We start from the raw sequence: 23,196 nt of genomic DNA, 5'->3' as shown, positions 1-23,196 counted from the left end.
AATGAATGATGAGCAGAAACGTATCAGAACAATTATTGGATATCCTTGTTAATGAAGGGGTAGATCGTGTTTACGGAGTTACCGGAGATGCTTTAAATTTTTTTGTTAGCGCCATAGAAGGTAGGGAAGATGTAAGCTGGATAGGGATGAAGCATGAAGGTAATGCCTCTTTTGCCGCTTTTGGCCAAAGTATTACCACCAACAAACTTGCAGTTTGCGCAGGAACTGTAGGACCCGGAGCCTTACATTTAATTAACGGACTCTATAATGCTAAAAAAGAACGCACTCCTGTAATTGCAATTACCGGGCAGGTTCCGCAACGCCAGCAAGGCACTAATTTCTTTCAAGAAGTTGATTTGGAAAAGGTTTTTGCAGATGTTTGTGAATATCAGGCCATTATTAGATCTCCAGAAGAAGCCCCCATGATTATGCAAAAAGCAATTCAGATTGCGGTTGCTCATAATACGGTATGCCGAATTGAGATAGCTGCAAATATTGCTGAAATGGATGCTAAGAGTGAAGAATTCATTCACCCAATTTTTCATTCTGATGCTACACTGGTCCCCGGAAAAAATTCTGTCCAGAAGGCTGCAAAAGCTATCAATGACGCTAAGAATATCGGAATTCTAGCAGGAGAAGGATGTAGACTTGCCAAAAAAGAGGTGCTAGAACTATCACGAAAATTAAAAGCGCCTATTACACATACGCTTAGAGCTTGTGATGTATTTGACCATGACACAGAAAATGTAGTGGGTCTAACCGGTTTAATTGGAAATCCTTCAGGATATAGTGCAGTAATGAAATGTGATCTGCTAATTATGCTAGCCACAGATTTCCCCTACATAGATTTTCTTCCACACGGCACAAAAACCATTCAGGTAGATATTCGCGAAGAGAATATTGGTAATAGAACTTCTGTAGATGTTGGAGTTCATGGAGACGTAAAAGAATTTCTTACTCAGGTTTTACCTTTAATTGACGTAAAGACGGAAGATGATTTTCTAAACACATTAACCAAGAATTTCAAAAAATGGAGGCAGAACATGAAAGAGGAAGCTTCGGTTTCTAGAGATAATAAACCACTGCATCCCCAAATTTTTGCAGATATGGTGAATACCCATGCTTCCAATTCTGCTATTTTCACCGTAGAAACAGGAACCTCTGCAATATGGGCTTCCCACCATATTTCGTTCCACTCAAACAGAAAAATAATAGGTTCTTTTAATCATGGATCTATGGCTGTTGGATTACCTGCTGCAATTGGGGCGCAGTTCGCACATCCGGGAAAAGAAATCTGGGCATTATCTGGAGATGGAGCATTTAATATGGCAATGCAAGATTTTATAACTGCGGTAAGATATAAATTACCTATAAAGGTGATCATTTTTAATAATTCTGAACTGAGCTTTGTAAAACTTGAGATGGAAGAAGCCGGTTTAGAACCCGCACTAGATGCTTTGCACGAGACTAACGTAAACTTTGCAGAATATGCAAAACTTTGCGGTGGCGATGGCGTAAGAGTAGAAAATGCAAAAGATATAGAAAGTGCAATACTTGAAGCAAAACACAGCAAAGTGCCATTTATTATAGATGCTGTTGTAAGCAGTGGAGAATTATCATTACCTCCACATATTGGTCTAAAAGAAATAATAGGCTTTGGTACCTCTAAGATTAAAGAAGGAGCACAAGCCATTACAGGAGATAAAAAGCAATGGGAAAATTTAAAGAAAGAACTTAAAGCTTATTTTGATAAATAAACGGCTGTTCTCGATCTATTAAAATATACATACATGAAATTTGACGCGATTATTATAGGTACAGGGCAAGCAGGAGTTCCTTTAGCTGCCAGTTTGGCTAAGAACAAATTAAAAGTAGCCATTATTGAAAAAGGCTTTGTAGGTGGAACTTGTGTAAATGTTGGCTGTACTCCTACTAAAAGCTATGTTGCAAGTGCAAGAAGAGCATATGTGGCTAATAATAGTGATGAACTTGGCATAACTATTAAAGGTGAAGTTCAGGTTGATCTTAAAAAGATAAAAAATAGGAAAGACAAGATAGTTCAGGATTCTCGCGATGGAATTAATAAAATGATCTCAGATAATGATCATATTACTCTTATAGAAGGAGCCGGAAAATTTGTAAATAACACTACCGTAGAAGTTGATGGTAAAGAATACACTGCAGATAAGATCTATATAAACGTTGGGGGTAGACCCAGAATTCCAGAGGGCTTTAAAGAGGTAGATTATCTTACCAATGAAAGTATTTTACAGCTTGAAGAAATACCGGAACATCTTATTATTGTTGGAGGTGGATATATAGGTTTAGAATTTGCTCAAATGTTTAGACGGTTTGGGAGTAAAGTAACCATCTTAGATCGCGGAGATACACTTTTAAAACATGAAGACCAAGATATTGCAGAGTCTATAGCTAATATCTTTAAGAATGAAGACATTCATATTCAACTAAATTCTAATTGTATAAGTGCAAAAAAAGTTGGAGATCAAATTGAGGTAACTCATGAATGTGAGGAAGATAATACTCCTATTTTGGGTACTCATTTATTATTAGCTGCAGGAAGGATTCCCAATACAGATCTAATTAACCTAGAAAAGGCCGGAGTAGAAACCGATGAAAGAGGTAACATTAAAGTAGATGAAGCGCTGAGAACAAATGTAAATAATATTTGGGCTCTTGGAGACTGCAATGGTCAAGGTGGCTTTACACACACTTCTTATAACGACTATCAAATTGTGAATTCTCATCTTTTTGAAGAAAAGAAAAGAAATTTATCTGATAGATATTTATGCTATGCTGCGTTTATAGATCCTCCCATTGCCCGTGTAGGAATGAATGAGAGAGATATAAAAGATAAAGGCATCAAAGCTAAAGTTGCATCCATGCCTATGAATAAAATTGGACGCGCTAAAGAAATGGGAGAAACCCAAGGCAAACTAAAGATCTTTATTGATGCTAAAACAGATAAAATCTTAGGTGCTACTTTTCTTGGCGTAAGAGCAGATGAATATATTCATAGCATTATAGATACCATGTACGCAGATGCATCATATACTGTTATTAGAGATGCTGTACATATACATCCAACAGTAAGCGAGTTGATACCTACAATGTTAGAAAATCTTAAGGACTTAGATTAGCGATTTAAAGAATTGGCTAATTCCAAAATAGTAGAAATATTAAGATCTGGAGATTCTGCTAGTGGATACAGCGATTTTCCAGGTCTATTTACAAAAGCTGTTCTCAGGCCTGCACGTTTTGCTCCTGTAATATCCCAGCCATGAGCTGCCACTAGCATCGCTTCAGAATTAGCTACCGTAAACATTTTAGTTACATAGTTATAAGTTTCTGGCGCAGGTTTATACTTATTTACCACCTCTACACTTAGTATTTTATCAAAATAAGAGCTCAATCCAGCATACTCCAATTGCTCTAGCGCTACACGTGGCTTACCATTAGTAAGCGCTACCAGTATATATCCCTGCTCCTTTAAATTTTCTAAACCTTGCGGCACATCTTCATGTGGTTGCAATTCTGATATCTTGCTAAGAATCTGCTTAATCTCATTGTCTGAAAAGTCTTTTTCAAGTTTTTGTGCTGTCATCTTAAAAACTCCTGCTGCAATCTCACTAAAATCGTGATAGGTGCCGGTAATTGTTTCCACTAAAGAATATTGAAGCAATTGCGTAAACCAAATATCAAAAGCATAAGGATTCTCTAAAGCCTTATTAATGGAATCTTTGAGCGGTTGCATATCTAACAAGGTCTCATTTACATCGAATATCAAAAGTTTTGGTGCTAACATCTTGGAGTGTTCTAAAATTTAGTAGAATCTAAATGAACAAATTCTGTATTAATAATAGCCTTTTCTGGAGATTTATTCTGAACCTTATTCACTCTGTCTATAAGTAAGGTAGCGGCCTTCTCTCCTATTTTCTGTGGATGTTGGTCTACGTAGCTTATAGAAGGCCATAACAAAGGCGCAAAATCATCTGTTACGTACCCTATCATTTTCACATCTTCAGGAATTCTGAGTCCGTTTTCCTGAATGATCCTTGAAGCAAGTAAAGTGCTTAAATAATCTAACGCTATAATACCTTCTACCCTTTCTTCTAGCAGAAGCTTCTTTAATTGTTGCTTAACCACGGGTATTTCTGTAGATGCAATTGCATAGTCTTTAGTTACAGGAAGATTAAGGTCTTTGCAGGCATCTAAATAACCCTGAACTCTCAATTTTCCTAAACCTATATCTCCTAAAGCAGAAACAAGTCCTATCTTCTTCAGATTTTTAGAGTGTAAGAATTTAACAGCATCATAAATACTTGCTTTATCATTTACCCCAACTTTATCTAGATCTATATCTATATTAATCCTGTCAAAAAGTACAATTGGAATTTCGTATTCATTTAACCTATGTAAATGCTCAAAATTCTCTTCTTTTTGAGTTTCTTCCGAAACAGAAATTAATAAACCATCTACCAAACCATTCGATATTAACTCGGTAATTTGCTGTTCTAATTTTAAAGACTCATTAGAGATATAAGTGATAAGTTGAAATCCAAGTTTTCTGGCCTCAATCTCAATTCCACCTAAAACTTTCGCAAAAAAGGTATTCGAAATATTCGGAACAATTACCGCAATATTTCCTGTTCTATTTCGCTTAAGATTTACTGCTGTTGGATTAGGCCTGTAATTATGCAAGGCAGCTAATTCTTTGACTCTTTTAACGGTCTTCGGACTTATTTCTGAACTATCATTCAAGGCTTTAGAAACTGTAGATACAGATACGTTTAATAATTTAGCCAGCTCTTTTAGGGTTATTTTAGATCTCATAGACAGCAAAAAAATGATAAGCGTTAAAATTAAAGAACTAACTCTTAAAAACTTGATTATCTCTGAACTAATTTGATAAAACAAAAAAAATCCCTCGAAGAAAGTATTCTACGAGGGATTTTATTTTGAATTAACAACTCTTATTTAAGAGAACGGAATTCAAATTTTTGTCCTCCAACAGATATTCCGGCCATTGCACCTGCTTTTGGCATAGTTGCAACTCCAACTCCATCTACAAAACTTACTTCTCTAGAAGCCCCTTGCTCAATTATTACAGCAGAAGCATTTCCAGATAATGTATAAGTTCCATTTTTAAATTTGTTCAAAGCATCCTCCGTTTGGAAAAATACAACTTCGATAAATGCTTTTCCTCCAGCCTGAAGTCCAACATCTACTTGTTTCATATTAGAATATCCAACTAAAGTACCATTTTCATATACCGTACCATTACCCGAAGCACCACCTATAATGTAAGCACCTTTTCCTGCATTGGGGAATATTGCATATCCTGCAGAAGATGTAAATAACTCTTGAATGTTTTGATGTCCTTCAGATATTGTAGCTTTCGCTTTAACAGAATCTGACACTAATTGATCTTCACTTAATCTTGATGCTCCACAACTTGCTAATACAAGTAATAGTACAAATGCAGAAAGTGGTTTAAGTATTAAATTTTTAGCTTTCATATATAATTTATTTTTGGTTGAATTATACTGCAAATATATTAAACAGCTGCCCATGCCGCATTGCTATTGTCTAATACTTAACACATTGTGAAAAATTTTTGTTAAAGCATGTTTCCCATTTGGTTATATGAAATAGCACATAGGGGTATTATATGATTAATGATTTTCAGGTAACTTAAGCACAAATCAAAAACTAACTTTATGATTTGCAGGTCTTTGTTTTTCAGTGCTAATAATTCAGAATACAGTGATCAAATTTTCAGAATGAATTTCTGAGGTGGGATTTATTAAAGCTATACTAATAGATTTAAAATTTAGCGGAAGTAACTTCACTTAAAAATTCTTTATTTTAGCTGAAACGATCATAAATGAAAAAGTATCTATTATTATTACCTGCCATATTCTTGCAGCTATGTTCAAACAGTAGCAAGGCACAAAACCCCTCTGTAATGAAAGACCCCTTTGCTCATACCTTTTCTATTGTAGCTCGAGACTCTATTACCGGAGAAATGGCCGTAGGAGTTCAAAGTCATTGGTTCTCTGTTGGCGCACTGGTGCCATGGGGAAGATCTGGTGTAGGAGTAGTAGCAACACAGTCTTTTGTAAATCCTGCTTATGGTCCTAATGGATTAGACCTAATGCAAAAAGGAAAATCTGCTGCGGTAGCTTTAAAAGAACTTGTTAGTAAAGATGAAGCTAAAGATTACAGACAGGTAGCTTTCTTAGATGCTCAAGGAAAAGCTTCTGCATTTACAGGAGAAAAATGTGTGGAATCTGCACTTCAACATGTAGGAGATAATTTCTCTGTGCAAGCAAACATGATGCTGAATGATGAGATAGTTCCGGCAATGGCGAAAGCTTTTAAAGATAATTCTAATCTTCCTTTAGCAGAAAGGGTTGTAAAAGTATTACAAGCAGCGCAAGCAGCCGGAGGTGATATTCGCGGAAGGCAATCTGCGGCTCTTATAGTAGTAGGACCTAATAAAGTTGAGAACTCCTGGGAAGATAAAAAAATAGACCTTCGCGTAGATGATAGCGGTGAGCCTTTAATAGAACTAGAAAGATTGCTAAAAGTGGCTCGCGCTTATGAATATATGAATAAAGGCGATCTAGCTGTAGAAGCTAAAAATGTAGATGAGGCTTTAAAGCAATATGGAAAAGCAGAATCTTTATTTCCGGAAAATCTAGAGATGAGATATTGGAAAGCTGTAGCTTTAGCCAATAGCGATAGACTGGAAGAAGCTATCCCTGTTTTTAAAGCTATTTTTCAAGAAGACGATAACTGGAGAGAGATGACAACAAGACTTCCCGCCTCAGATCTTTTAAACATTACAGAAGAAGAATTATCTAGAATAGTAAATTAAGTACTTACTAAAATATAAAGCTTATGAAATCTAACATTATAAAAAGTACATTAGTGGCTTTTAGTTTGATAGCCCTAGTTAGTTGTAAAGAGGAAAAGGAAGAAGAAGTTGTAACCACTCCAAAAACTGAAACCACTAGCAACAACAAAGAAACCGCAAGTAATTTAAATCCTGAACATGGATTACCGGGACATAGATGTGATCTTCCGGTTGGCGCTTCGCTAGATCAGGCTTCAAAAACACAAATTCAGCAAAACAATGACTTTCTGAAGACTAACAAGTACCCAGCAGATGAAAAGAAGAATCCTCCTCATGGACAACCAGGGCACGATTGCTCTAAGCCTGTAGGTGCAGATCTAAACTAAGCCAAAAGAAAATTCTGCCCCTAATTTTCTTTAAATGAAAGTAGGGGAAATCTTTTAGTTAAACCAACGACTAAAATTTGAAAATTATGGCAAATACCTCCAGTCTTCACTTTTATTCCAGCCTCGATTTACATTCTGGTTCTATAAGTGATCTGGTTGCTAATAAAGCCCTTTTTTCAAAAATTCCTGAAGATTGGTATGCACTTGCCGCAGATATTAAAAATTCTACAGAAGCCGTTAGAACAGGTAAGCACGATCAAATAAATTTAGTTGCTACGGGCACTGTAATTGCTATACTCAATTTGGCATATTCAAAAAATATAACCATTCCTTTTTTCTTTGGAGGCGATGGCGCCACCATGTTAATTCCTAATGAATTACTACAAAGTGCCATGGCAGCGCTTAATCAGCATAGAATAAATACAAAAGAGAATTTCGGTCTGGAACTTAAAATAGGAGCGCTTCCTATTAAAGACATTTATAGCAAAGGGATCTCATTAGAGCTCTTAAAAGTAAAAATAAGTGAGATACTTACTATTCCCGTTGTACTTGGAGAGGGTCTACAATATGCAGAAAATAAGATTAAAGCAAGATATAGTAGTTCTGATAATGTAGACAACAAAATTCCAGACCTACTGGATCTTGAAGGAATGGAGTGCAAATGGGATAAGATAAGTCCGCCAAATTCAAATCAGGAAGTGGTTAGCTTAATTGTAACCGCCTCTAAGAACACAGATCCTTCTGAAGTATTTTCTAAGGTTCTTCATTCCATAGACACGATATACGGATCTCTAGACCGTAGAAAACCTATTTCTGTAAAACGCTTGAATTTAAAAGCAAGCCTTAGAAAACTGAATGAGGAAATGCGAACTAAATTAGGCAAGTATGACCTGTTCTATCTAATCAAGAATTGGTATACTACCGTAATTGGAAAATATTACTGGAGCAATACGTTAGCAGGAAAAACTTATCTTCAAAAACTGGTAGAACTTACAGATACCTTAACTATAGACGGGAGAATTAATACTGTAATTACCGGAACACCTCAGCAAAGAAAATCACTAGCTTCCTATTTAGATAATTTAGAAGAGAAGGGGAAAATAAAATATGGTTTACATGTAAGTGAGCAGAGTGTAATGTCTTGTTATGTTAGAGATTTCAAAATAGATGATCATATTCACTTTGTAGATGGTGCCGGAGGTGGGTATACAAAAGCAGCAAACCAACTAAAGAACAAATAATTCTCTAGTTGGTTTGCTGTAATTATCTTAAACTTTAAATAATTTAGTCTAAACCACCTTTTCTAGTAGCATCTCTAGCCTCTGGCCATGTCATCTGCTCGCCAGTACGTTTATTTAATGGTAAAACCCTTCTATCTCTAGAGGTCATCTCCGGATCTTCACTAGCCATGTACGCCATAATTGCGGTAAGAATTACGTTACTTCTAACATCATCAAATACAATCTTGTCATACGTATCTAAATTGGTGTGCCAAGTATAATTCCAATAAGACCAGTTTAATGAGCTTAAACTGAAAGCTGGAGCTCCTGCAGCTAGAAAAGATGCATAATCTGATCCACCGCCACCTGGTATTCCGGGAAAACTAGTTTCAATCTCATCACTAATAGAAGAAGGAACTGCTTCCAACCAACGTCCTAAATAATCATAAGAATTCAAGAATCCACCACCAGAAAGATTTACAACTCTTCCGGTACCATTATCCTGATTGAAAACTGCCTGAATATTGCTTACAATTTCTGGATGATCCTTTACATAAGCTCTAGAACCGTTAAGTCCCTGCTCCTCACTTCCCCAGTGCCCTGCAATAATAGTACGCTTTGGGTTTGGATACATTTTTTTAAGTATTCTCATGGCTTCCATCATAACCATAGTACCAGTCCCATTATCTGTAGCGCCGGTAGCTCCATCCCATGAATCAAAATGTGCAGATAGAATAACATATTCTTCCGGCTTTTCTGTTCCTTTAATAGTCGCTATAGTATTAAAAGCTGGTACTGCTCCTAATTCTTTAGATTCTGCTACCACACTTAATTTTGGTTTATCTCCATATTCTGCTAATCTGTAAACCATTCCATAATCTTCTAACGAAAGTTCTATGGTTGGAATTTTTTTGGTAGAAGCAGAAAAGATCTTGTTTGCTCCAAATCCTCTAGACCAGTTTAACGTAACAATCCCTGCGGCACCCGCTTTTTCTAAAGCTTCTGCTATGGTACGGTTTGTATATCCAGTTTTGGTTAATCTATCAGACCAAGCTTCAGATTGTATCTTTCTATCTTCCTTTAGTTTTGCAAAAGAAGAATCTGTTGCAAATTCTTTCCAATTTTCATCAGGCCTTCCCGTAATCTCTGGCATAGAGATCATCACTAACTTTCCTTTAACTCCACTTAGTAAACTTGCAAAATTGGTAGAATCTTTAGCTTCTGGAAGTATAACAACTTCTGCAATGATTGGTTTTTTTCCAGAATTTGGGCTCCATGCTAATTGCATTCCCGATAAACTTCTCACTCTAGGTTCTATAAGATCTATGTGTGTAATTCCTCTTTGCCATCCTCGCCATTCTCCCCATTGCTCATTTTCTGCAGAGATGCCCCAAGATTTATACTTATTTACCGCCCAATCATGAGCTTGTTTCATTTCTGGAGTTCCAACTAAACGCGGCCCCACAACATCTAAAAGCTCATGACCCAAAGCTTCTAAATTAGAATTCTCTGTGGCTTCTTTCACTATATTCTGAACAACAACTTCTTGATCTTGAGCAAATATTACACTAGAAAACAAGAAGGAAGTAATGAGTAAGAATTTATTCTTCATAAAAAATGGTTTGGTTAATTATCAGTTTCTCAAATATATTCTTATTTATTGGAAACTGAAAGTTGTGAAATCTATCTCTTTACATTAAGTAGATCCTCGCAAGGAAAGGTCTGTGAGAAATATTGTAATTTCGAGTTTGAAGGATTGAAATAACATAGCAAAAGGTTTCTAAAAGCGGCTTTAGTACCTATTAAATTTTACTATCATTTTTATAAAAATTAAAATCATACTGATGGATATAAAATATATAAGATCAAAATTCCCTGCATTAAAGAATAATTTCATTTTTATGGATAACGCTGGTGGCTCTCAAATTTTAGGAAGTACTGTAGATTATATTAACGACTATCTTATAAACTCCAATGTTCAATTAGGAGCATCCTATGCTGTATCTGAAAAAGCTGGAGAAAGATTGGCAAAAACCACTAGTAGCATTGCAGAATTTATAAATGCTAACCACAAAAATGAAGTTGTAATTGGACCTTCAACTACCATGTTGCTAAGAATATTAAGCCTCTCTATTAGTCAGAACTGGAAGGAAGGTGATGAAGTAATTGTAACCAACTCAGACCATGAGGCCAATGTTTCCTGCTGGACAGATCTTGAGAAAAAAGGTATTAAGATCAAGGTCTGGAAGATTGATCCAAAAAGTTTTGAATTGGAAAATAAAGACTTGAAAGCATTGCTATCTAATAAGACCAAACTTGTTGCAGTAACTCATACCTCTAATGTTCTGGGAACAATTAATCCTATTAAAAAAATTGCTAAAATCGTACATGAAGCTGGAGCTTTAATTTGTGTAGATGGCGTTGCGTATGCGCCTCATAGAAAAGTTGATGTACAGGATTGGGATGTAGATTTCTATACATTTAGCTGGTATAAAGTATATGGCCCACATTTAGCATTGATGTATGGAAAATTACATCTACTTACAAATATGCCAGGTATAAATCATTACTTTTTTAAGCCAGACGATGTTCCATATAAATTTCAGCCAGGGAATTTCAATTTTGAACTGACCTATGGTCTTAAAGGAATTTTAGAATATTTTGAAGAAATGGCAGATCATCATTTGGATGGTAAAACAGCGCTATCTGTTCCCGAAAAATATGATACAAGCTTTGATATGGTGGCTATTTATGAAGAGGTATTGGCTGCCAGATTGCTTAATTATTTAAATTCTGTAGAGGAAATTAAAATTATCGGAAACACTTCTGGAGACAAGAATAAAAGAGTTCCCACTATTGCCTTTGTTCACAATTCATTTATGAGTTCTGATATTGTTAGAAAAATGGATCACGAAAAGATTGGAATTCGCTTTGGCGACTTTTACGCAAAAAAACTCATACAAGACCTCAATCTAGAAGATAAACACGGAGTGGTTAGAATAAGTTTAGTTCATTATAACACAGAGGAAGAAGTTGACAAACTTATAACAGCCTTTAAAAAGATCTTCTAATTAATATAACAAGTTTTTGCTCTCAACAATCTTTCCCCCTTTTTGAAGTATGTTCTCCTTTAGATCTTTAAATTTTGAGGGATCTATTGCTCTGGTAGCATCTTCTATTAAGGTGGTGCTAAAACCTATATTTAAAGCATCCATAATAGAAAAATAAACACAGTAATCTGCAGCAAGACCGCAAAAATAGAGGTCTTCTGCATTTTTCTCTTTTAAGTACCCAGCAAGACCTGTAGATTTAGCATGGGCATTATCAAAAAAACCACTATAGCTATCAATCTCTGGATTCATCCCTTTTCTAAAAACAGCTTCGATCTTTGAAGTTTGAAGCGACGAACTAAAAGCTGCACCATGAGAGTTCTGAACACAGTGTATAGGCCATAATACCTGCTCTTGGTTGTGCAATTGTATAGTTTCGAATTCTTCTTTACCTAAATGATTTGCAGCAAAACTGGAATGACCGGCTGGGTGCCAATCTTGAGTTGCAATTATTAGATCAAACTTCTCCTGAAATGCATTAATAAGATCTATAATTTCATCTCCTTTTGGAACTGCAAGAGAACCTCCGGGTAGAAAATCATTTTGTACGTCTATAATTATTAGCGTCTTCATCTTATTCCTGATATTTAGCCAATAGTTTTTCTCGCTCCTCTTTGAGTTCCTGACTTATCCCTACTTTATATATATGCGGATTATTGAATCTTTTATATTCTGCCGGTAATCTTTTTAAATTAGAGGTAACATAAGCAGCAATTTCATTTAGTGATCTTGAAGCTTGTGTTCTTTTTCCATCTTTCATGATCCAGTGTAAAACTTCTTCTTTCTGAAGATCTTTAACTGTCATAGATTTGATTGGCTCCTTTGGATCGAAAATACGAGTTACATTAGACTCCTCTCTTAGACAAACGGCATCTACTCCAATAAGATCTCCTTCCGAATTAATCATTCTGAATACTTGTTTTCTATTTGGTAAAGTTACTTTAGCCAATGTTTCTGAAATTTTAATTCTAGCTTTTCCATTGGAAACAGCCAATTTATAAACCCCATCTAAAGCTGCATCAGGATTTCCTGTAACCAGATTGGTTCCTACGCCAAATACGTCTATTGCTGCCTTTTGTTCTAGCAAACTCTTAATTACATATTCATCTAGTTGATTGGAAGCTGCAATCTTCACATATTCCATTCCGGCAGCATCTAGCAACTTTCTAGACTCTCTTGCTAAATAAGCAAGGTCTCCACTATCTAACCTAATACCAGCCAATTTCTGACCTCTTTCTTCCATTTCCTTCCCAACCTTTATCGCATTAGGAATACCGCTCTTAAGAGTGTCATAGGTGTCAACCAAGAGAACACAGTCCTTCGGTCTTCCTGAAGCAAAAGATCTAAAAGCTTCCAATTCGCTATCATAACTCATAATAAACGAATGTGCCATGGTACCCACAACTGGAATATTGAAATCTTTTCCAGCTACCACATTACTGGTACCATTAAATCCACCAATTACAGCTGCTCTACTAGCATAGTAACCTCCTGGCCCCTGAGCTCTTCTTAAGCCAAAATCTAAAAGCATCTTATCTCCAGCCACCAATCTTATTCTACTTGCTTTAGTAGCTATTAAGGTCTGAAAGTTTAATAAATTTAGGAGCATTGTCTCTACGATCTGCGCTTCAATAATATTGGCTTCTAATTGCAGGATAGGACTGTTAGGGAAAACTAGATCACCCTCCTGAGCAGAATAGATATTACCACTAAATTTAAAGTTCTTTAAATATTCTAAGAATTCTGGTTCAAAATCCTGCTTCTCTAAATATTCAATATCATCTGCACTAAAGCTTAAATTCTCTAATTTTTCAAGAAGATCTTCAAGACCGGCAAATACAGCAAACCCACCCTTAAAAGGAAGTTTTCTAAAATAATAATCGAAAACTGCAGTTTGGTCTTTTTGTCCATTTTTAAAATAGACCTGGGCCATAGCCAATTGATACTGGTCTGTATAGGTAGCGGTAAAATTGATCATAATATTAAAGCTTGAATTGTTATGATTGCTCTGCCTGGCTTCTTATTAAACTTCAGGTATTACAAATTTACCATTTTGCCTTTTTAAGAGATTTATAAAAGCATAAAGTTGTATTAAAACTGAAGTTTTGATGCTCGAAAGGATGATAGAGCATAATTCATTAAGATCTGAATTTTGTAACAAAACATCTAATAGAAATTTAACCGAAACATATAAAAACAAGAAAGCCAGACATTGCTGTCTGGCTTTTTGCTCCTCCTCTTGGGCTCGAACCAAGGACCCTCTGATTAACAGTCAGATGCTCTAACCAACTGAGCTAAGGAGGAAAATATATTTTAAGATTCTAAGAACGTTTCAATTTTAAAGATCCTAACTCTTAATCTGGACCTGCATTGGAGACTTAAATATTTCTCTTTTGCGGTTGCAAATATATGTCATTTTTTAAATCACAACAAAGGAAATTTTAATTTTTTTTGATCAAAATGAAAAATAATTTTCCCTCTTTTTGTACTAGCCTATCTACTAGCTAAATAACCATTTGTAAATATCATTCCCATTTGCGAATAACACTAAAGCTATTAAGATAAAGAACCCAACCATTTGTGCATATTCCATAAATTTCTCGTTAGGAGGCCTTCCGGTTACGATCTCGTATAGTAAGAACATTACATGCCCTCCATCCAAAGCAGGTATTGGTAAGATGTTCATAAAAGCTAATATAATTGAGATTAATGCTGTTGCCAGCCAGAATCCTTGCCAGTTCCATCCATCAGGGAATAATCCTCCAATAGCTCCAAAACCACCTACCTGAGTTGCCCCTTTAGTAGTAAATACATATTTAAACTGAGCTACATAATCGTGAAGCGTCCAATATCCATAGTTAAATCCTTCTTCTATACTTTCTCCAAAAGTATATTCGCGAGATTGTATGTCAAAATCTCTTTTAGAAGTAAAACCTATCATTCCATCTTCATCTGGAGATACTTCAGCACTCAGGATCTTTCCATCACGCTTGTAAACTAGTTCTACCTTCTTGTCTTTATTCTCATTGGCTATTGGAGCAAGCTCATGCCAGTATCCAATTTCAGTATCATTAAGAGATATTATACTATCTCCTTTTTTAAGTCCGGCAGCACCTGCAGATTTATCTGCAAGTACGCTATCTACCACTGCATATTGAATTGGTACAAATGGCTGCATTACCCCTTCCTGAAACATTACAGAACCTATATCTTCTGGTACTGAAATTGTTTCTTCATTACCATTTTGATGTAGCACGGTAATAGTTTGAATATCGCGCATAAATAGATGTTTATTGATATCTAGAGAATTTTGCATCTCCTTACCATCTACTTCAAGTATTCTATCGCCATCTTCAAAACCAAATTCTTTAAATTGATCTGCAACTGCAAATCCTCTTGGCATATCATCTGGTCCAATATAATTGCTACCCCATACAAAAAGCACCATCATATAGATTAGAAAACCTAAGACCAAATTCACAGTAACTCCTCCAAGCATTATAATTAATCGTTGCCAAGCCGGTTTACTTCTAAATTCCCATGGTTGCGGTGGTTTTGCCATTTGCTCCTTGTCCATGCTCTCATCTATCATTCCTGATATCTTAACATAACCTCCAAGGGGCAACCATCCTATACCATATTCTGTCTCACCAATTTTCTTTTTAAAGAGTGCAAACTTTACATCAAAGAACAGGAAGAATTTCTCTACTCTCGTTTTAAATAATTTCGCCGGAATAAAATGTCCTAATTCGTGCAAGACGATCAATAGGGATAAGCTTAATAGTAATTGTATTGCTTTTATTATAAATGGATCCATGCTTTATACTTCAAATTTTAATCGCACAAAAGTACTCTTTTATACCCTGCTAAAAAAGTCTAATTAATGCGTCTTCAGATTCTTTACTTATATTTTAATAGCGAACCTGCCATTAATAAAATATTAGACTGTAATTTTGTGTAAAAGTTACTGAAATGCTTCAATTTTTCAAGAAATTCAAGACACTAGGAATGGTACTGCTCTTCCTTTCCATAATTATTATCTACAGCATTTACACCTTGCTAAAGCCAGATCCAGAACTCCCAATCTTTCAACCGGATATGGTGAATGCGGAGTTGGTAGATTCTACGGTTCAATACGTTAGAAAATATCATAAGATCGCAGATTTTGAATTACTAAATCAAAATGGGGAAACCATAACCCAAGATTTCTATAAGGATAAGATCTATGTAGCAGATTTCTTTTTTACTACCTGCGTAACCATTTGCCCAATAATGACAGATCATATGCTTAAAATCCAAGAGCAGATTAAAAATGACCCAGAAGTGTTTTTACTTTCACACACAGTTATTCCCAAAGCAGATAGTGTACCTCAACTAAAGAAATACGCTTTAGAAAAAGGAGTAATAGATGCCAAATGGAATTTGGTGACCGGAGATAAAAAACAGATCTATGATCTTGCCAGAAAATCGTATCTAGCCACTAAAAATCAGGGTGATGCAGGGCCTTATGATATGATACATACAGAGAATTTTGTGCTTGTAGACAAAAAAAGACAAATTAGAGGTTTTTACGATGGTACAGAGCCAGATGCTATTGAAAAACTTATGGAAGACATCAAAATTCTAAAAGCAGAATATGCAGATGAATAGTTTTATCTTCTAAACTTTTCTATGACTATTTTTTAAGCTATTTTTGCCTTGTTTAAAATCAATCTAAATAAAATGAAGCTAACTGTTGCTCATTTAAAACGCGGCCAGATAGGGATTATAAAATCTTTCTCTGTAGACGAAGTTCCTTTAAAGTTATTGGAAATGGGATGTTTACCTGGCAATAATGTAGAATTGCTTCAAACCGCACCATTTAGCGATCCAATTTATTTAAACATTAATGGATCTCATGTGGCAATTAGAAAAGAAACAGCACTTCAAATAGAAATCGAAATAATATAATACTATGGGGAAACAAATTAATGTTGCGTTAATTGGTAACCCAAATACCGGTAAAACCTCTGTCTTTAATCAACTTACCGGCCTAAACCAACAAGTTGGAAATTATCCAGGTATTACAGTAGAGAAAAAAGAAGGTATCTGCAAATTACCTCGTGGCTTAAAAGCCCACATTATAGATCTCCCCGGAACTTATAGCCTTAATGCATCTTCCTTAGATGAAAATGTAGTTATAGAACTTCTTTTGAATAAGAACGATAAAGATTTTCCCGATGTAGCGGTTGTGGTGAGTGATGTAGAAAATTTAAAAAGAAATTTACTTCTTTTTACTCAGATCAAAGATCTTGAAATCCCTACCATATTAGTGATCAATATGGCAGATAGAATGCAGCGAAAAGGGATCGAGCTAGACGTTGCCATTCTTGAAGAAAGATTGAATACCAAAATTGCGCTAGTTAGCGCTAGAAAAAGAACAGGAATTGAGGAGCTTAAAGAACTGATCTTAAATTATAGACAGATCTCTACAGAGCCATGTTTACACGCCTCTGTTATGGATCCGGAATATTTTGGAAGATTAAGAAAAGCCTTTCCAAATCAATCCCTTTATAAATTATGGCTGGTAATTACTCAGGATGTAAATTTTGGGAATGTAAACAGACACTCTCTAACCTCAGATAGCAGTTTTCATACTAAGAGTAATAGTGATCTCAAAAGGCTTCAGCAAAAAGAAACAATCTTACGCTATCAATTTATTAATGGGTTGCTAAAAGAAGCCATGACGGTAGATCTTAGTACCGCTACAGATCTAAGAATAAGGATTGACAGATTACTTACACATAGAGTTTGGGGGTATGTGATCTTCACCATTATAATGCTGGTTATTTTTCAAGCTATTTATGATTGGTCTAGCTACCCGATGGATTTCATAGATACTACTTTTGCCCAATTAGGCGAATGGTCTAGAAATGCACTACCTGCAGGATCATTAACCAATTTAATTGTAGAAGGGATCATTCCCGGTTTAGGAGGTATTGTGATCTTCATTCCGCAAATTGCCTTTCTTTTCTTCTTTATTTCAATATTGGAAGAAAGCGGATATATGAGTAGGGTAGTATTTCTAATGGACCGTATTATGAGAAGGTTTGGCTTGAGCGGAAAAAGTGTAGTACCATTAGTCTCCGGTACTGCCTGTGCTATTCCCGCTGTTATGGCCACAAGGAATATCGAAAATTGGAAAGAACGACTTATTACTATTTTGGTAGTACCTTTTACTACTTGTTCTGCAAGGTTACCGGTATATTTAATTATTATAGCGCTTGTAATTCCCGATGAATCTTACTTTGGACTAAATTTACAGGGTCTAACCTTAATGCTATTATACCTATTGGGCTTTGGAACTGCCATAGGGGCCGCGTGGATCTTAAATAAGATCTTAAAGATCAAATCTAAGAGTTATTTTGTAATTGAGATGCCAAATTATAAAGTGCCATTATTTAAAAATGTTGCCATTAATGTAATTGAAAAGACAAAATCTTTTGTGTTTGGTGCTGGTAAGATCATACTTGCAATTTCTATTATACTCTGGGTTTTGGCTAGCTATGGTCCCGGCGATAATTTTAATAAAGCTGAAGAGATCGTAAAAAGTTCTTATGTAGAAACTCAAATTCCGGAACAGGAAATAGAACAGGAAATTGCTGCTTATAAACTGAAACATTCTTATATAGGTATTATTGGGCGAGGTATAGAGCCAGCGGTAACTCCATTAGGGTATGACTGGAAAATAGGAATTGCTATTGTGAGCTCCTTTGCTGCTAGAGAAGTTTTTGTTGGTACATTAGCTACTATCTATAGTGTTGGAAGTGATCAGGAAGAGACCATTAAGAATAGAATGGCCGCAGAAGTAAATCCTATTTTAGGGGGACCTCTTTTTACCTTTGCCAGCGGAATAAGTTTGCTATTATTCTATGCTTTCGCTATGCAATGTATGAGTACTTTGGCTATTGTTAAAAGAGAAACCAATACATGGAAATGGCCTATGCTTCAGTTAGTAATTATGAGCGCATTTGCTTATATAGTAGCTTTAATAGCTTTCCAGGTGCTAAAATAAATTGTAAGAAACAGAAGTATAATTCAACATAAAAACTATGGAAATGATACAAGAAATATTAGTCTTTATAATTTTTATAATAGCTGCCGGGTATATAGTTACCAAATTTATATGGAAACCTGCTTTTATGAAAAGCCAGTCAAAGTCTTCAGATAAGTCTTGTGGAAGTTCAGACTGTGGGTGTCATTAATCAATTCTCCCCTTCGTTTTCTGAGATTTTAAGGTTTAATCTATATTCATCTTTTGGTATTGAAACATTTATGGAAGGATAGGGATATAATTGAAATCCTGAGATAGCGTATTCTTTAGATCCTAAAACAAGATTTAAAGCCAAGTCATTCCCATTTATTACCACTAACTGTTCTTCTTTAAAAATACCATTTTCGTAGATATCTACCAATACTCTGGCTTCACCTGCCCAAACACAAGTTACATTTTTTGGACAGCGAGAGTCTGATAGCACTTCTTTAAAGCAAATAGAATTATTGTTAACTCCAAAAGTTTCCCCGGGGTTTAGCTGTATATTAAATACATTACTAACATTCTCTTGAGCAACACTCAATGTGGTGATTATCATCAATAAGCAAACAAATACATTTTTCATAAAGCCTTGGTTTATCTTAAAGACGATAGAATGCTAGCGTTGTTACAACATCTATCCTAAAGCAACGTCAAGGCTCATCATTAATATAAAACCACCTATAAAACCTAGGGTAGCTATATCTGTATATTTATCCTGTTGAGATTCTGGAATAACTTCTTCTACTACCACAAAGATCATAGCTCCGGCAGCAAATGCTAAAGCGTATGGAAGAATTGGTTGGAAAGTCATCACGGCCCACGCACCAAGAACAGCAGCCATAGGCTCTACAATAGCAGATAATTGCCCGTAATTAAAACTTTTCCATCTACTAAAACCTTGTCTTCTAAGCGGCACGGCCACTGCAAAACCTTCAGGAAAATTCTGAAGTCCGATACCTATAGCTAAAGCTACCGCCCCACCAATACTTGCACCTTCAAAACCAGCAGCAACACCACCAAATAGAACCCCAATAGCCAGACCTTCAGGAATATTGTGCAATGTGATTGCCAACGTTAAAAGGATAGATTTATGCCATGGAGTTTTAATACCTTCTTTATCTTCCATTTTAAAGTTAACATGTAAATGAGGCAATACCTTATCTAACGAAAATAAGAACATAGCTCCTGCACCAAAACCTATTACCGCTGGCATTACTTTGGTAAAACCTTCTCCAGGACTCATTTCTATTCCTGGCGCAAGCAAACTCCAAAAACTTGCTGCCACCATTACTCCCCCGGTAAAACCAAGCATTCCATCAAAGACTGCTCTATTAATGTTCTTGAAAAAGAAAACTAGACTAGCCCCTAGAGCTGTAACTCCCCATGTGAATAATGTTGCATACAATGCAGCTAAGATTGGGTCTATTCTTTCTAAATAAGCAATTATAGTATCCATCATAATTAAGAAGTTTTAATATATAGATTACTTGAGATCACATGAGAGATCTTTAGTTCATTTCCATTTAAATTAATAAGCATAGATTGGTCAAAAGTCTCTTTCTCCAGAATCTCTATGAGCTGACCTAGAGCGATGCTGTTCTTGTCTAGATATTGTAAGAATTCTACGGAAGAATCTTTAACGCCAACACAAATTCCGGCTTCCCCTTTCTTTAAGTCTGCCAAAAGCATTTTATTAGAGATGGCAAAATTTCCCTCTGAATCTGGTATAGGATCGCCATGAGGATCCCTTTTTGGAAAATCTAGAAACTTATCTAGCTCTTTTATTAATTTATCCGACTTTATATGCTCTAGCTGTTCTGCCACTTCATGAACTTCATCCCATGCAAATCCTAGTTTCTCTACTAGAAAAACTTCCCAAAGCCTATGTTTTCTAATAACATCTACAGCTTTTGATCTTCCTAGTTCACTAAGCTTAACACCCTGATATTTCTTATAGTTCACCAGACTTTTTTCTGAAAGGCGTTTAACCATATCTGTTACAGAAGATGCCTTAGTGCTCATCTCTTCTGCTAAAGCATTAGTGCTCACTCCATTCCTATATGAATTCTCAAGATGGAATATCGCTTTTAAATAATTTTCCTCGGATAAGGTCATTTTTTCAATTTGCAACAAATATAGTTTTTTTTAATGAAAACATATTTTTAGATTTGTCTAAATTTTTTATTAGACTTGCATAGTATTACAAATTAGATCACATGAAACAGTTCTATTATATTTTTATTCTGATTTCCACAATGGCCTTAGGACAAGATAATAAGGCTGTTATTTCTGGAGTCATCAGTTCCGGGAAAACTCCTATTTCGTTTGCTACTGTTTACCTAAGTGATGGTAGTATTGGTACAAGTGCAGATATAGATGGCAAATATTCTCTTATATTAACTCCAGGAACGTACAGAATTATTGCACAATCTCAGGGTTACTTATCTAAAACAACTACAATAACCATAGATGAAGAAGATAACAAGGTTCTCAATTTTGATCTTGAAGAAGGAAATGAATCTCTAGATGAAATTGTAGTTACAGGAACTCGTACCAAAAAACGTAAAACAGATTCTCCTGTAATTGTAAACCTTATTTCAAGTGAAACTTTACAACAGGTAGTAGCAACAGATCTTTCTGAAGGCTTAAGATTTCAACCGGGTTTACGTGTAGAAATGAATTGTCAGACCTGTAATTACAGCCAGATCAGAATGAATGGATTACAAGGTGGCTACTCTCAGATCTTAATTAATGGTCGCCCAATATTTAGTCCCCTCACCGGTTTGTACGGACTAGAACAAATCCCGGTAAATATGATAGAACGTATAGAAGTGGTAAGAGGTGGAGTTTCTGCACTTTATGGCTCTAGTGCAATTGGAGGTACGGTAAATGTGATCACCAAAATTCCAAAGCAAAATTCATACAGCCTCGATTATTCTTACCAAAATATAGATGGGGAAGCAAGTCAGAATTTAATAAATGGAAATGCAACGGTAGTGAGTGAGAACTATAGATCTGGTGCCAATTTTTTTGTGAATAGTCGCAGAAGAGATGCGTACGATGCTAATGATGATAATTTTTCAGAATTACCAAAGCTTAAAGATAATTCATTTGGGGTAAATGCATTTTACCTTCCTTCAGAAGATTCAAAATTAGAATTAAGCTTTAGTAGCTTGAACGAATATCGCTTCGGAGGCGAAATTGTAGATAAGCCGGCCTATTTAGCACAACAAAGTGAAGAACGGGCACATAATGTCTTAATGGGAAGTCTAGATTATCAAATCAATTTTAATGATGATAAAAGCTCTTTAATAATATATTATGGAGGTCAACATACAGATAGAGATCATTATACGGGAATTATTCCTGATGATGAGGCAGAAAAGCAGGCCTTTTTTGCTGCTGCCCCATACGGAACTTCAGAGGTGACAACACATCAAGGGGGCTCGCAATTCAATCAGAAAATAGAGAAATTCTTAGGAGGTAAAACGGTTTTAACTGGAGGGGCAGAATTTATATATGATGCGGTGAATGACGAGATTAGAACTTATAATTATATAATAGATCAAACTACAAGAAACTTAGGGATCTTCTTGCAAAACGACTGGGATTTAACTGAAGATCTGAATTTTCTTTCCGGCTTTAGAATAGACAAACATAATCTGGTAGATTATGCCATATTTAGCCCTCGTGCTTCCCTATTGTATAAATTTAAGGAAACTACACAATTTAGGTTAGGTTGGGGTACGGGATTTCGAGCACCACAAGCTTTTGATACAGACCTGCACATAGCCTTTGCTGGAGGCGGAATTTCACGAATATCCCTTGCAGAAGATCTAAAAGAAGAACGCTCCAATAGCTTTACGGGTTCTATAAATTACGATTATGCCACCGAGCATTTTATTGGCGGATTTACGTTCGAAGGTTTTTACACGCATTTAAAAGACGCTTTTTATCAATTTCCTTTAGGCGAAGATGAATTTGGGGAACGTTTTGAAAAACGTAATGGTAACGGTGCGATGGTACAAGGAATTACTCTAGAACTCCGAGCCAATTATGATTATCTCTTAGAATTGGAAGCCGGATTTACACTGCAAAGTAGCAAATTTGAGGAGCCTGTAGAAAACATTGAAGGACTATCCTCAAAGCGTGAATTTTTAAGAACACCAAATGATTATGGATATGCAACCCTTACCTACTCGCCTACTAAAAAGCTAAATGTAAGTGCTAATATGGTGTACACAGGAAAAATGGATATTGCGCATTTTGGAGGACAAAACACCGGCCAACAGATAGATAAATATTATAGAACACCCACTTTTACAGAATTAAGCATTCGTACCGCTTACCTTTTTGATCTTCCAAATATAAGTACCGGTTTGGAACTCTCGGGTGGAGTAAAAAATATAACCAATAGTTATCAGGATGATTTTGATTTAGGAAAAAACCGTGATAGTAATTATATATACGGCCCCGCGGCACCAAGAACTGTATTTGTAGGATTAAAAATTAAATCGTTATAAAA

General features: G+C 35.7%; 21 protein-coding genes and 1 tRNA gene. 11 read left to right on the top strand and 11 right to left on the bottom strand.

What is annotated here, in order from left to right; translation table 11 throughout:
* The first annotated feature begins 8 nt into the window (after positions 1–8).
* Both P163_RS02965 and P163_RS02960 read left to right on the top strand, forming a co-directional pair.
* On the top strand, positions 9–1,757 hold the full coding sequence (locus P163_RS02965) for a thiamine pyrophosphate-dependent enzyme (protein ID WP_051931051.1): 1,749 nt from the start codon (positions 9–11) through the stop codon (positions 1,755–1,757).
* A 33-nt stretch (positions 1,758–1,790) separates the two neighbouring features.
* Positions 1,791–3,158 (top strand): FAD-containing oxidoreductase, encoded by a 1,368-nt coding sequence (locus P163_RS02960; protein ID WP_034887452.1) that lies wholly within the window; start codon positions 1,791–1,793, stop codon positions 3,156–3,158.
* On the opposite strand, the gene P163_RS02955 is transcribed toward P163_RS02960, so the two are convergent.
* From P163_RS02955 to P163_RS02945, 3 genes are all read right to left on the bottom strand, one after another.
* Positions 3,155–3,823, bottom strand: a complete 669-nt coding sequence (locus P163_RS02955; RefSeq protein ID WP_034887449.1) for a haloacid dehalogenase type II — start codon at positions 3,821–3,823, stop codon at positions 3,155–3,157. The two genes, P163_RS02960 and P163_RS02955, sit on opposite strands and share 4 nt — an antisense overlap.
* An 11-nt stretch (positions 3,824–3,834) precedes the next feature.
* A complete protein-coding gene (locus P163_RS02950) occupies positions 3,835–4,851 on the bottom strand; it encodes a LacI family DNA-binding transcriptional regulator (protein ID WP_034887447.1) in 1,017 nt (338 codons plus the stop codon).
* Between the two features lie 140 nt (positions 4,852–4,991).
* Positions 4,992–5,537, bottom strand: a complete 546-nt coding sequence (locus P163_RS02945) for a YSC84-related protein (RefSeq protein WP_034887444.1) — start codon at positions 5,535–5,537, stop codon at positions 4,992–4,994.
* A 368-nt stretch (positions 5,538–5,905) separates the two neighbouring features.
* On the opposite strand from P163_RS02945, the gene P163_RS02940 reads away from it, so the two are divergent.
* The 3 genes from P163_RS02940 (at position 5,906) to P163_RS02930 (ending at position 8,507) form a co-directional block, all read left to right on the top strand.
* Positions 5,906–6,901, top strand: a complete 996-nt coding sequence (locus tag P163_RS02940) for a DUF1028 domain-containing protein (RefSeq protein ID WP_034887442.1) — start codon at positions 5,906–5,908, stop codon at positions 6,899–6,901.
* A gap of 23 nt (positions 6,902–6,924) precedes the next feature.
* Positions 6,925–7,266, top strand: coding sequence for a hypothetical protein (locus P163_RS02935; protein WP_034887439.1), 342 nt, complete (start codon positions 6,925–6,927; stop codon positions 7,264–7,266).
* An 86-nt stretch (positions 7,267–7,352) separates the two neighbouring features.
* Positions 7,353–8,507, top strand: a complete 1,155-nt coding sequence (locus tag P163_RS02930; protein WP_034887438.1) for a DUF3095 family protein — start codon at positions 7,353–7,355, stop codon at positions 8,505–8,507.
* Positions 8,508–8,550: 43 nt separating this feature from the next.
* Here the strand turns inward: P163_RS02930 and P163_RS02925 are convergent, their stop codons facing one another.
* Entirely contained in the window at positions 8,551–10,098 is a 1,548-nt protein-coding gene (locus P163_RS02925) for a M20/M25/M40 family metallo-hydrolase (protein WP_034887435.1), read from the bottom strand.
* A gap of 232 nt (positions 10,099–10,330) precedes the next feature.
* On the opposite strand from P163_RS02925, the gene P163_RS02920 reads away from it, so the two are divergent.
* Positions 10,331–11,557: a cysteine desulfurase-like protein gene (locus P163_RS02920; RefSeq protein WP_197055420.1), complete on the top strand. Its 1,227-nt coding sequence runs from the start codon at positions 10,331–10,333 to the stop codon at positions 11,555–11,557.
* Here the strand turns inward: P163_RS02920 and pncA are convergent, their stop codons facing one another.
* The 4 genes from pncA to rseP all read right to left on the bottom strand — a co-directional run bounded on the left by pncA (position 11,558) and on the right by rseP (position 15,413).
* Positions 11,558–12,169: a bifunctional nicotinamidase/pyrazinamidase gene (gene pncA, locus P163_RS02915; RefSeq protein WP_034887431.1), complete on the bottom strand. Its 612-nt coding sequence runs from the start codon at positions 12,167–12,169 to the stop codon at positions 11,558–11,560.
* Between the two features lies 1 nt (position 12,170).
* On the bottom strand, positions 12,171–13,574 hold the full coding sequence (locus P163_RS02910; protein WP_034887429.1) for a nicotinate phosphoribosyltransferase: 1,404 nt from the start codon (positions 13,572–13,574) through the stop codon (positions 12,171–12,173).
* A 252-nt stretch (positions 13,575–13,826) separates the two neighbouring features.
* Positions 13,827–13,900, bottom strand: a tRNA-Asn gene (locus P163_RS02900).
* A 196-nt stretch (positions 13,901–14,096) separates the two neighbouring features.
* Positions 14,097–15,413 carry an RIP metalloprotease RseP gene (gene rseP / locus P163_RS02895; protein WP_034887425.1) on the bottom strand — a complete coding sequence of 439 codons (1,317 nt, stop codon included), beginning with the start codon at positions 15,411–15,413 and terminating at the stop codon, positions 14,097–14,099.
* Between the two features lie 155 nt (positions 15,414–15,568).
* On the opposite strand from rseP, the gene P163_RS02890 reads away from it, so the two are divergent.
* The 4 genes from P163_RS02890 to P163_RS18430 all read left to right on the top strand — a co-directional run bounded on the left by P163_RS02890 (position 15,569) and on the right by P163_RS18430 (position 18,840).
* Positions 15,569–16,246, top strand: coding sequence for an SCO family protein (locus P163_RS02890; protein ID WP_034887423.1), 678 nt, complete (start codon positions 15,569–15,571; stop codon positions 16,244–16,246).
* Positions 16,247–16,318: 72 nt separating this feature from the next.
* Positions 16,319–16,546: a ferrous iron transport protein A gene (locus P163_RS02885; RefSeq protein WP_034887422.1), complete on the top strand. Its 228-nt coding sequence runs from the start codon at positions 16,319–16,321 to the stop codon at positions 16,544–16,546.
* A gap of 4 nt (positions 16,547–16,550) precedes the next feature.
* Entirely contained in the window at positions 16,551–18,650 is a 2,100-nt protein-coding gene (feoB, locus tag P163_RS02880; RefSeq protein WP_034887420.1) for a ferrous iron transport protein B, read from the top strand.
* Positions 18,651–18,693: 43 nt separating this feature from the next.
* The gene (locus P163_RS18430) at positions 18,694–18,840 is read left to right on the top strand and encodes a hypothetical protein (protein ID WP_172822426.1); all 147 of its coding nucleotides are present in this window, start codon (positions 18,694–18,696) and stop codon (positions 18,838–18,840) included.
* Here P163_RS18430 and P163_RS02875 read toward each other — a convergent pair whose 3' ends face one another.
* The 3 genes from P163_RS02875 to P163_RS02865 are packed head-to-tail and all read right to left on the bottom strand — an operon-like array spanning position 18,841 to position 20,786.
* Positions 18,841–19,254, bottom strand: a complete 414-nt coding sequence (locus tag P163_RS02875) for a hypothetical protein (RefSeq protein ID WP_034887418.1) — start codon at positions 19,252–19,254, stop codon at positions 18,841–18,843.
* Between the two features lie 51 nt (positions 19,255–19,305).
* Entirely contained in the window at positions 19,306–20,127 is an 822-nt protein-coding gene (locus P163_RS02870; RefSeq protein WP_034887766.1) for a ZIP family metal transporter, read from the bottom strand.
* Positions 20,128–20,132: 5 nt separating this feature from the next.
* Complete coding sequence (locus P163_RS02865; RefSeq protein WP_034887416.1) at positions 20,133–20,786, bottom strand: metal-dependent transcriptional regulator; 654 nt, start codon at positions 20,784–20,786, stop codon at positions 20,133–20,135.
* A gap of 101 nt (positions 20,787–20,887) precedes the next feature.
* On the opposite strand from P163_RS02865, the gene P163_RS02860 reads away from it, so the two are divergent.
* Complete coding sequence (locus P163_RS02860; protein ID WP_051931049.1) at positions 20,888–23,194, top strand: TonB-dependent receptor; 2,307 nt, start codon at positions 20,888–20,890, stop codon at positions 23,192–23,194.
* Positions 23,195–23,196 lie beyond the last annotated feature (2 nt).

Source organism: Gillisia sp. Hel_I_29, assembly GCF_000744275.1.
GTDB lineage: Bacteria > Bacteroidota > Bacteroidia > Flavobacteriales > Flavobacteriaceae > Gillisia.
The sequence above is the reverse complement of the archived record's forward strand: the minus strand, read 5'-3'. Positions and strand labels throughout refer to the sequence as shown.

What these genes read in the sequence shown, in the direction of transcription:
- P163_RS02950 (WP_034887447.1), bottom strand. Translation starts at nt 4,851, where the DNA reads ATGAGATCTAAAATAACCCTAAAAGAGCTGGCTAAATTATTAAACGTA.
- P163_RS02955 (WP_034887449.1), bottom strand. Translation starts at nt 3,823, where the DNA reads ATGTTAGCACCAAAACTTTTGATATTCGATGTAAATGAGACCTTGTTA.
- P163_RS02885 (WP_034887422.1), top strand. Translation starts at nt 16,319, where the DNA reads ATGAAGCTAACTGTTGCTCATTTAAAACGCGGCCAGATAGGGATTATA.
- P163_RS02910 (WP_034887429.1), bottom strand. Translation starts at nt 13,574, where the DNA reads ATGATCAATTTTACCGCTACCTATACAGACCAGTATCAATTGGCTATG.
- P163_RS02860 (WP_051931049.1), top strand. Translation starts at nt 20,888, where the DNA reads ATGAAACAGTTCTATTATATTTTTATTCTGATTTCCACAATGGCCTTA.
- P163_RS02890 (WP_034887423.1), top strand. Translation starts at nt 15,569, where the DNA reads ATGCTTCAATTTTTCAAGAAATTCAAGACACTAGGAATGGTACTGCTC.
- P163_RS02865 (WP_034887416.1), bottom strand. Translation starts at nt 20,786, where the DNA reads ATGACCTTATCCGAGGAAAATTATTTAAAAGCGATATTCCATCTTGAG.
- P163_RS18430 (WP_172822426.1), top strand. Translation starts at nt 18,694, where the DNA reads ATGATACAAGAAATATTAGTCTTTATAATTTTTATAATAGCTGCCGGG.
- P163_RS02870 (WP_034887766.1), bottom strand. Translation starts at nt 20,127, where the DNA reads ATGGATACTATAATTGCTTATTTAGAAAGAATAGACCCAATCTTAGCT.
- P163_RS02920 (WP_197055420.1), top strand. Translation starts at nt 10,331, where the DNA reads ATGGATATAAAATATATAAGATCAAAATTCCCTGCATTAAAGAATAAT.
- P163_RS02875 (WP_034887418.1), bottom strand. Translation starts at nt 19,254, where the DNA reads ATGAAAAATGTATTTGTTTGCTTATTGATGATAATCACCACATTGAGT.
- P163_RS02960 (WP_034887452.1), top strand. Translation starts at nt 1,791, where the DNA reads ATGAAATTTGACGCGATTATTATAGGTACAGGGCAAGCAGGAGTTCCT.
- P163_RS02930 (WP_034887438.1), top strand. Translation starts at nt 7,353, where the DNA reads ATGGCAAATACCTCCAGTCTTCACTTTTATTCCAGCCTCGATTTACAT.
- P163_RS02945 (WP_034887444.1), bottom strand. Translation starts at nt 5,537, where the DNA reads ATGAAAGCTAAAAATTTAATACTTAAACCACTTTCTGCATTTGTACTA.
- rseP (WP_034887425.1), bottom strand. Translation starts at nt 15,413, where the DNA reads ATGGATCCATTTATAATAAAAGCAATACAATTACTATTAAGCTTATCC.
- P163_RS02925 (WP_034887435.1), bottom strand. Translation starts at nt 10,098, where the DNA reads ATGAAGAATAAATTCTTACTCATTACTTCCTTCTTGTTTTCTAGTGTA.
- P163_RS02935 (WP_034887439.1), top strand. Translation starts at nt 6,925, where the DNA reads ATGAAATCTAACATTATAAAAAGTACATTAGTGGCTTTTAGTTTGATA.
- pncA (WP_034887431.1), bottom strand. Translation starts at nt 12,169, where the DNA reads ATGAAGACGCTAATAATTATAGACGTACAAAATGATTTTCTACCCGGA.
- feoB (WP_034887420.1), top strand. Translation starts at nt 16,551, where the DNA reads ATGGGGAAACAAATTAATGTTGCGTTAATTGGTAACCCAAATACCGGT.
- P163_RS02965 (WP_051931051.1), top strand. Translation starts at nt 9, where the DNA reads ATGAGCAGAAACGTATCAGAACAATTATTGGATATCCTTGTTAATGAA.
- P163_RS02940 (WP_034887442.1), top strand. Translation starts at nt 5,906, where the DNA reads ATGAAAAAGTATCTATTATTATTACCTGCCATATTCTTGCAGCTATGT.